General features: G+C 65.1%; 1 protein-coding gene. It reads left to right on the top strand.

Annotated features, from left to right (window positions below; translation table 11 throughout):
* Positions 1-444 (top strand): ASKHA domain-containing protein (locus AC1D0P_RS29730; protein ID WP_477680017.1); only part of this gene is annotated, 444 nt, incomplete at both ends.

The raw sequence follows: 444 nt of genomic DNA, 5'->3' as shown, positions 1-444 counted from the left end.
GGTCTGCGAGGAGAATGGCGTCGATCGCAGCGATATCCTCGACATGGTCTTCGTCGCCAACCCGATCATGCACCATCTCTTTCTCGGCATCGACCCGACCGAGCTCGGCCAGGCGCCGTTTGCACTCCCCGTCTCCGGCGCGCTGCAATATTGGGCGCATGAGATCGACATCAAGGTCAATCACGGCGCCCGCGTCTATATGCTGCCCTGCATCGCCGGCCATGTCGGCGCCGACGCCGCAGGTGCGACGCTGTCGGAAGGCCCCTATCGCCAGGACAAGATGATGCTGCTCGTCGATGTCGGCACAAATGCCGAAATCGTGCTGGGCAACAAGAACCGCGTCGTCGCCGCCTCCTCGCCCACTGGCCCCGCCTTCGAAGGCGCCGAAATCTCCTCCGGCCAGCGCGCCGCGCCGGGCGCCATCGAACGCGTCCGTATCGATCC

Source organism: Polaromonas sp. P1_G2 (assembly GCF_056405515.1).
The sequence above is the reverse complement of the archived record's forward strand: the minus strand, read 5'-3'. Positions and strand labels throughout refer to the sequence as shown.